At 47.0% G+C, this 6,880-nt stretch carries 7 protein-coding genes; 6 read left to right on the forward strand and 1 reads right to left on the reverse strand.

Annotated features, from left to right (window positions below):
- Positions 1-173 precede the first annotated feature (173 nt).
- The 5 genes from A1D16_RS16585 (at position 174) to A1D16_RS16605 (ending at position 5,927) form a co-directional block, all read left to right on the forward strand.
- Positions 174-743, forward strand: a complete 570-nt coding sequence (locus A1D16_RS16585; RefSeq protein ID WP_290711538.1) for a helix-turn-helix transcriptional regulator — start codon at positions 174-176, stop codon at positions 741-743.
- An 89-nt stretch (positions 744-832) separates the two neighbouring features.
- The gene (locus A1D16_RS16590) at positions 833-3,055 is read left to right on the forward strand and encodes a heavy metal translocating P-type ATPase (protein ID WP_290711540.1); all 2,223 of its coding nucleotides are present in this window, start codon (positions 833-835) and stop codon (positions 3,053-3,055) included.
- Positions 3,056-3,065: 10 nt separating this feature from the next.
- Positions 3,066-3,278 (forward strand): heavy metal transport/detoxification protein, encoded by a 213-nt coding sequence (locus A1D16_RS16595; RefSeq protein WP_290711542.1) that lies wholly within the window; start codon positions 3,066-3,068, stop codon positions 3,276-3,278.
- 3 nt (positions 3,279-3,281) lie between these two features.
- Positions 3,282-3,740 (forward strand): DUF3347 domain-containing protein, encoded by a 459-nt coding sequence (locus A1D16_RS16600; protein WP_290711544.1) that lies wholly within the window; start codon positions 3,282-3,284, stop codon positions 3,738-3,740.
- A gap of 6 nt (positions 3,741-3,746) precedes the next feature.
- On the forward strand, positions 3,747-5,927 hold the full coding sequence (locus A1D16_RS16605; RefSeq protein ID WP_290711546.1) for a multicopper oxidase domain-containing protein: 2,181 nt from the start codon (positions 3,747-3,749) through the stop codon (positions 5,925-5,927).
- A gap of 14 nt (positions 5,928-5,941) precedes the next feature.
- Here A1D16_RS16605 and A1D16_RS16610 read toward each other — a convergent pair whose 3' ends face one another.
- Entirely contained in the window at positions 5,942-6,304 is a 363-nt protein-coding gene (locus tag A1D16_RS16610; RefSeq protein WP_290711548.1) for an HPF/RaiA family ribosome-associated protein, read from the reverse strand.
- A 143-nt stretch (positions 6,305-6,447) separates the two neighbouring features.
- Between A1D16_RS16610 and A1D16_RS16615 the strand changes: the two genes are divergently transcribed.
- Positions 6,448-6,880: M20/M25/M40 family metallo-hydrolase (locus A1D16_RS16615; RefSeq protein ID WP_366206949.1), on the forward strand; the 433-nt coding region annotated here is incomplete at its 3' end.

Below are 6,880 nucleotides of genomic sequence, written 5' to 3' on the forward strand. Positions count from 1 at the left end.
CCCGCCTGCTCCAGTTCCGGTTTCAGGTCTGCAGCAGAAAAACTACGTTGAATATTTGCCATGGAAGCATCAATCCATGCGTGTTGAACCGGATCATAGTCCCAGATATGGTGGTGTGCATCAATCTTTAGCATAATCCTACAATACTATGAATTAGTTTTGTAAAGCCCGCTATGCAGTTATTTATAAAAAATATGGTCTGTGATCGCTGTATCCTTGTAATCCGACAGGAATTGGAGCGCCATCATTTACCCTATCGTCAAATTCAACTCGGCGAAGTTGAGCTCCTGGGCAATCCGGACAAAAAGTACCTGGAAGAGTTCCGGAAGTCGGTAGAAAAACTGGGGTTTGAGCTACTGGATGACAAAAAATCAGCCCTGGTATCTAAAATTAAAACCGTGCTCCTGAAATTAATCCATGGAAACGGACTTACCGACCTCAACACCAAGATCTCCGTACTGCTGGCAGAAGAATTACAGCACGAGTATGCCTATCTTTCTGCTTTGTTTTCTTCGATTGAAGGAATTACCATCGAAAAATATGTGATTGCCCAGCGCATTGAACGGGCAAAAGAATTATTACTCTATAATGAATTGTCGCTAAGCCAAATTGCCGATCAATTGGGTTATAGCAGTGTTCAGCATTTATCCCAGCAATTCAAAAAAATAACCGGCCTAACGCCTACTCATTTCAAAGAAGTGCGAGACAATAAACGTACTCCGCTCGACCAGGTAGGCCGGTAATTATATAAGATTCCCTGCTGATTGTATAACAATGGCGCCAGGCACAGGCCGGAACTTTGCTGTATAAGCAAACGCTTCAAAACTGTTATATGTCGGTTCAGTTAAAAAAAGATACTTATCCTGTGCTGGAAATGACCTGTGCTGCCTGCGCTGTTAGTGTAGAATCCATGCTCAAATCTGTAGCAGGGGTAACAGACGCCGGGGTCAATTATGCCAATCAATCGGCCTGGGTGCAATACGACCCTCGTGTTACCGGACCGGAAAAATTCCGTCAAACGGTTCAATCAATCGGTTATGACCTGGTTATTCAGACAGAAAACCAGCAGGAAATCAAGGAAAAAGCGCAACAGCAGCAGTTCCGCGCACTTAAAAAAAGAACCGGCTGGGCCTGCCTGCTTTCTATACCCATTGTTATAATCGGAATGTTTTTTATGGACATGCCCTATGGTAACTGGATAATGCTGCTGCTCTCTGCGCCGGTTGTCTTTTATTTCGGTCGCAGTTTTTTCATCAATGCCTGGAAACAGGCCCGCTTTAAAAAAGCCAATATGGATACCCTGGTTGCGCTAAGTACAGGGGTGGCCTGGGTTTTCAGTGCTTTCACCACTATTTACCCGGAATTCTGGCATGCGCGTGGTTTGCATGGGCATGTGTACTTCGAAGCGGCAGCCGTTGTAATCGCCTTTATTTCGCTCGGCAAACTATTGGAGGAAAAAGCAAAATCCAATACGTCTTCTGCCTTAAAAAAACTGATGGGCTTACAACCTAAAACCGTAACCCTTTTGCTGGCAGGGGATCAGACCAGGCAAATACCCGTAGAGCAAGTAAAAACAGGCGACCTGCTACTGGTAAAACCGGGTGAAAAAATACCGGTGGATGGCGTGGTAAGCGCTGGTTCGTCCTATGTTGATGAAAGCATGATAAGTGGTGAACCTGTTCCCGTTCTGAAAACAAGCGGCGAAAAAGTATTTGCCGGCACCCTTAACCAGAAAAGCAGTTTCCGGTTTGAGGCAGAAAAAGTGGGGGCCGAAACTGTGCTGGCACAAATTATCCGCATGGTTCAGGAAGCACAGGGATCCAAAGCGCCGGTGCAGAAAACGGTCGATAAAATTGCAGGCATATTTGTACCGATCGTGATCGGTATAGCGCTGCTCAGCTTTGGCTGCTGGATGCTGCTGGGCGGAACCAATGCCTTTACCCATGCCTTGCTGGCTGCTGTTACGGTATTGGTGATTGCTTGTCCCTGTGCACTTGGACTGGCTACCCCTACCGCTATTATGGTTGGTATCGGTAAAGGAGCGGAAAACAATATTCTCATAAAAGATGCGGAAAGCCTGGAAAGAGCACATGCTGTAACTGCGATTGTGCTGGATAAAACCGGCACCATTACAGCCGGAAAGCCTCAACTGGATTTCCTGCAATTCCGGGCGGGGGTCAATACTGCTGAGCTTCAAGCAATCCTGCTTTCCATGGAAAAAGCCTCCGAACATCCCCTGGCAGAAGCGGTGGTAAACTACCTCGAAAAAGAAGGGATCCGGCCTGTTCAGATGGAAACGATTACCAGCCTTACCGGTTTGGGAATTCAGGCCCGTTTATCCGGCAAAAAATACAGCATCGGCAACAGGAAACTGATGGAGCAGGAAGGTGTTCAATTTTTAGAAGAGCAGGAAACCAGCATGCAAACACTACAGGAAAAAGCCAAAACCGTGGTGGTATTTGCGGAAGAAAACCGTGCAGTGGCCATTCTTGCCATTGCCGATCAAATTAAAAGCGGCTCGGCAAAAGCTATCCAAACCCTTCAAAACGCCGGGGTGGACGTGTATATGTTAACCGGCGATAACCAGCAAACTGCGGCAGCCATTGCAAAGGAACTGCAGCTTGCCCATTATAAGGCGGAAATGATGCCGGCCGACAAAGCAGCATTCATTCAGGAACTGCAGGCCACCGGTAAAGTAGTGGCCATGGTAGGAGACGGCATTAACGACAGCCATGCACTGGCGCAGGCAGATGTAAGCATTGCCATGGGAAAGGGTGCGGATATTGCCATGGATGTTGCAAAAATGACCCTGATAGGCGCAGATCTCAACAGCATTCCGAAAGCATTAAAACTCTCGCGCAAAACAGTAGCTACCATCCGGCAAAACCTGTTCTGGGCATTTATTTATAATATCATAGGTATACCCATTGCTGCCGGCATCTTGTACCCGGTAAACGGGTTTCTCTTAGATCCTATGATTGCCGGCGCTGCTATGGCCCTGAGTTCAGTAAGTGTGGTCGGAAACAGTTTACGCTTAAAATTTTCATCTCTTTAATACTTTAATCATGAATCAACTAGAATTTAAAACCACTATTAAATGCAGCGGATGCATTGAAAAAGTAACGCCTTATTTAAACAAAGTTGCCGGTCAGAACAACTGGGAGGTTGATCTGCAGGACCCTTCGAAAAAACTAATCATTCCGCAAGCCTCCAATCTGGCCGCTGAAAGCATTATCAAAGCGCTGGAAGAGGCCGGTTATAAAGCAGAAAAACTATAAATCATGAAAAACTTTCTAATAACGTTAGCAATGGCTGGGTTTAGTATATTATCCGTACAGGCCCAGGAAAACCGGAACCAGGTATTATCGGCCTACTACCAGTTAAAAGATGCGCTGGTGCAGGGCGATGTAAAAAAAGTAGCGGCACAGGCGGCGGGTTTTATCAAGGAGGTAAAACAGTCTGATTTAAAGGAAATCAACCCCTTTAAAGATGCCCTGTTAAAAAATGCGGCAGGTATGGAAGCGGGTGCTGATATCAACGGTCAGCGCAAAGAGTTTGCCGTATTATCTACGACCATGCTTGCGTTTGCCAGGGCGGCCAAGCTCGATCAGCAGGCTATTTATGTGGATTATTGTCCCATGAAAAAAACCTACTGGCTCAGTGCTGAAAAAGCCATTAAAAATCCCTATTACGGAGCAACTATGTTAAGCTGTGGCTCCATCACCGACACTCTTCAATAAACCATCATGCGTTTTCTCCTCTTGCTTGGGGCAGTGCTAATAGAACTTGCCGGCCTAGCGCAGCAGCATCCAATGCCGGCTGCTTCGGCCCGGCAGCCGTTTCGGACAGAAATAGGCCGTAACGTTGTACTTCACCTATACCTTACCGATACCCTGGTGCAGTACACGAACAAAAAAGCAAGGGCTATTGCCATTAATGGATCCATTCCCGGGCCAACCCTTCATTTTACAGAAGGCGATACGGCAGAAATTCATGTGCACAATGAAATGCATATGGAATCCTCGATCCACTGGCATGGCCTGATCCTGCCGAATGAACAGGACGGTGTGCCCTATCTCACCACTGCTCCCATAAAAGCAGGAGGAACGCATGTATATCGCTTTCCGATCGTACAAAACGGCACCTACTGGTATCATTCACATACTATGTTACAGGAGCAGTCTGGCATGTACGGCGCTTTTATAATACAGCCAGCCAATGCACCCGTGGAAAAGGAGCAGGTGGTATTGCTGAGCGACTGGACCAACGAAAACCCTCACCAGGTAGAGCGATCCCTGCATTTTGCCACCGATTGGTATGCCATCAAAAAGAAAGCCACGCAAAACTATGCACAGGCGATCCGGGAGAAACAGCTGGGTACCAAACTGGAAAATGAATGGAAACGCATGCTGGCCATGGACGTAAGTGATGTGTATTACGATTTGTTTACCGTCAATGGAAAACCTGTTGCCTATCGAAAAGATCTTCAGGCAGGTGATACCATCCGCCTGCGGGTTATCAATGGCAGTTCCTCTACCTATTTCTGGTTACAGTTTGCGGGTGGTAAATTACTGGTGGTTGGTACAGATGGGCAAGCGGTGGAACCCGTTGAAGTAGATCGGTTAATCGTGGGTGTTTCGGAAACCTATGATCTGAAATTGGTAATTCCCGAAAAGGGCGCCTATGAGTTCAGGGCTATTGCCGAGGATCGTACCAAATTCACCAGCTTATGGTTAGGAGAGGGAAAGCCCCACCCTGCCCCCGGGTTGGGACGCCTGAATTATTTCGCGGGTATGAAAATGATGAATGATATGACGCATGCAGATGGCAGCATGCACGATATGGGCATGCAGATGAGCCTGCAGCAAATGGATATGAATACCGTTATGTACCCCGAAATAGCCGACAGCAATCAGTCATTGATAACCCTTAACTATGCTATGTTGAAAGCGCCGGCCAACACCACATTACCGCCCGGCCCTGTGCGTGAAATGAAATTTGAACTAACCGGTAACATGAACCGGTATGTGTGGAACATGGATCATAAAACGATAGCAGAATCCGATAAAATACTGATCCGCAGGGGAGAAAACATCCGCATTATTTTGAAAAATAATTCCATGATGCGCCATCCCATGCACTTACACGGACATTTTTTTCGGGTGTTAAACGGCCAGGGTAGTCGCGCTCCGTTGAAATCCGTCCTGGATATTATGCCTATGGAAACCGATACCATCGAGTTTCATGCATCGGAAGCCTATGGCGATTGGTTTTTCCACTGTCATATTCTTTACCACATGATGGCAGGCATGGGACGGATCTTCAGCTACGAAAATTCACCTCCCAATCCACAGTTACCCGATGCAAAAAAGGCCTTGCGAAAAGTTTACCGGGATGATCGGCGGTTTTACCTGGGCGCCCAGCTGGGATTGGAATCCAATGGTTCAGATGGCGAACTAATGCTGGCCAATACCCGGTGGCAGGTACAAACTGAATGGCGCTTGGGCCTTCATGCCCGAACAGGCGTTGAATCAGAAACACATATTGGCCGGCTGATCGGGAAACGCCAGTTCCTGATGCCCTATATCGGCTTTGATTGGCGCTATCGGCGGGGCACGGAAGCAGAGAAAAACATATTCGGACAAACAAATACCAAGGACCAGCGCGCAGCTATCTGTTTTGGCGTTCAGTACCTGCTACCTATGTTGGTACGTGCCGATGCGCGGATCGATACAGATGGCCGGCTGCGACTTCAACTGGGCAGGGAAGATATACCCGTCAGCAGCCGGCTTCGTATGAACCTGCTGGTGAACAGTGACCAGGAATACATGGCCGGCTTACGCTATATCGCTACCAAGTATTTTTCCTTGTCGACCCATTACGACAGTGATATGGGCTGGGGTGCAGGTATCACCATTACCTATTGAGCAATCCGCGGAAATCAGCTGCTGGCTGTTTTTCGGGCGGTTTTATTATTAATGGTGCGATTAGGGGTCTTTTTTCTTTTAGCGGCCTGGAGCTGTGTTTTGCGGATGCGTAAGCGGCGCTTGGCGGCATCCAGCGCTTTTAATACGGCATCTTCGAAAATTGATGATTTTCCTTTCACATATTCATCTTTACCCGGCACCCGGATATTGAGTGTACAAAGCACTACTTCTTTAGCGCCCTTCACTTCATTTACCAGGGTTACTTCCACCTCCTGTATGTCTTTGTAAAACCGCTCTAATGCCGTGGTTTTTTCGGTTATAAAAGATTTCAGTGAGGAACTGATTTTGTGCGAGGGAGATTCGATTCTGAGTTTCATATTCTATTGCATTGGTACGCTGCAAACTATTCGATATCTCCTCTAATAACAATTAAAATGCCCTGATTTTAGTCAGTAGACGCTAAGATTTTGATTCCATTAAGAAATCGTCAACCTGTACATTTGAAGCAGAATATCCGACTATGCGTTTATTGAACTATTTTATTGCAATCCTTTTTTGCCTTCCCTGCAGAACGGTAGTTGCGCAAACCGGGGTACACCAGGTAAACCAGGCAATTGCGGCCAACAGCAGTTACTACACAAGCACCTATCAATACCTGCATGCAAATCCGGAGCTAAGCCGCGCGGAAATCAACACAGCTGCTTTTCTTAAAAAGGAGATGAAAAATTTAGGCTGGGAGCTGGTTGATTCGCTCGGTTATCAAAGTTTCGCAGCTATTCTGCGAAATGGAAAAGGACCAACAATTTTATACAGAACTGATATGGATGGCCTGCCCCTGAAAGAACTGACCGGCTTACCCTTTGCCAGCAAGGGTTCGGCTATGCATGCCTGTGGGCACGATGTTCATATGAGCAGTTGGCTCGGAACAGCGCAACTGCTTACACGCTTAAAAA

The organism is Flavihumibacter sp. CACIAM 22H1 (genome assembly GCF_001601815.1).
Taxonomy (GTDB): Bacteria; Bacteroidota; Bacteroidia; order Chitinophagales; family Chitinophagaceae; genus Flavihumibacter.

What these genes read in the sequence shown, in the direction of transcription:
- A1D16_RS16605 (WP_290711546.1), top strand. Translation starts at nt 3,747, where the DNA reads ATGCGTTTTCTCCTCTTGCTTGGGGCAGTGCTAATAGAACTTGCCGGC.
- A1D16_RS16600 (WP_290711544.1), top strand. Translation starts at nt 3,282, where the DNA reads ATGAAAAACTTTCTAATAACGTTAGCAATGGCTGGGTTTAGTATATTA.
- A1D16_RS16585 (WP_290711538.1), top strand. Translation starts at nt 174, where the DNA reads ATGCAGTTATTTATAAAAAATATGGTCTGTGATCGCTGTATCCTTGTA.
- A1D16_RS16595 (WP_290711542.1), top strand. Translation starts at nt 3,066, where the DNA reads ATGAATCAACTAGAATTTAAAACCACTATTAAATGCAGCGGATGCATT.
- A1D16_RS16610 (WP_290711548.1), bottom strand. Translation starts at nt 6,304, where the DNA reads ATGAAACTCAGAATCGAATCTCCCTCGCACAAAATCAGTTCCTCACTG.
- A1D16_RS16590 (WP_290711540.1), top strand. Translation starts at nt 833, where the DNA reads ATGTCGGTTCAGTTAAAAAAAGATACTTATCCTGTGCTGGAAATGACC.